Origin of the sequence: Streptomyces klenkii (assembly GCF_003626645.1) — a bacterium.
GTDB lineage: Bacteria > Actinomycetota > Actinomycetes > Streptomycetales > Streptomycetaceae > Streptomyces > Streptomyces klenkii.
Map to the genome: position 1 here is coordinate 1 of NZ_RBAM01000143.1, position 1,153 is coordinate 1,153.

The 1,153-nt window shown below is 77.5% G+C and carries 1 protein-coding gene; it reads left to right on the forward strand.

Annotated elements, in window-relative coordinates; translation table 11 throughout:
* Nucleotides 1–1,153: helicase domain-containing protein (locus D7231_RS35275; RefSeq protein ID WP_479685693.1), on the forward strand; the 1,153-nt coding region annotated here is incomplete at both ends.

A 1,153-nucleotide genomic window follows, 5' to 3' on the forward strand; every position in this document is an offset into this window, starting at 1 on the left:
TGATGGCCGACGCCGCGCGCCGCGTGCAGGTCGGCACCCCCGGCGCCCTCGCGGAGCGCGACGCCCAGGTCTTCCGCGCCGGGCTCCATCTCTCCCGTCTCAACAGCGAGTTCGAGGACTTCCTCTTCGGCCGCATCGACCTGCTGGCCGGCAAGGACGGCGAGCGCGGCCCCGACGGCGCCTCCACCTCCGTCGAGCCGGCCGAGGACGCCGTGCGCGAGGAGCCCGGCGGCGGGCGCGTCGCGGAGATCGCGGAAACGCTGCACATCGGCCGGATGGGCGTGCTGGACGCCGAGTTCGTCCCCCTGGTCATCGACTGGCGCGCCCCCGCCGCCGCCCCCTTCTACCGGGCCACGCCCGTGGCCCCCGGCCGCGTCGTGCGCCGCCGCGTCATCCGCAGCCGCGGCCGCCGGGTGCTCTCCGTCGAGGACGACCTGCTGCGCCCCCAGGTGCGGGCCCTGTGCCGCGGCGCCGAGCTGGCCGTCGTCGGGGACGGCGCCCTGATGGCCGCCCTCGGGCGCACCCGCGGCAGCCGGATGACCGACATCGTCGCCTCCATCCAGGCCGAGCAGGACGAGGTGATCCGCGCCCCCGCCGTCTCCGTCACCGAGGTCACCGGCGGGCCCGGCACCGGCAAGACCGCCGTCGCCCTGCACCGCGCCGCCTACCTGCTCTACCAGGACCGGCGCCGGTACGCGGGCGGCATCCTCGTCGTCAGCCCCACCCCGCTGCTCGTCTCCTACACCGAGGGCGTCCTGCCCGCCCTGGGCGAGGAGGGCCAGGTCGCCATCCGCGCCCTGGGCTCGCTGGTCGAGGGCGCCGAGGCCGACTCCTACGACGACCCCGCCACCGCCCGGGTCAAGGGCTCCGCCGTGATGGCCAAGGTCCTGCACCGCGCCGCCCGGGGCGCGGCCGAGTCCCCCCACGCCCCCCGCACGCTGCGGGTGGTCGCGTTCGGCCGCCGCGTGGAGCTGGACGCCGAGACCCTGGACCGGGTCCGCCGCCAGACCCTCGGCGGCACCGCCCCCGTCAACCTGCTGCGCCCCCGCGCCAGGCGGCTGCTGCTGGACGCGCTGTGGGAGGAGTCCGGAGGCCCCGGGCGGTACCCGGACCGCGCCCTGGCCGAGGAGGCGCGGGAGGCGTTCAACGAGGA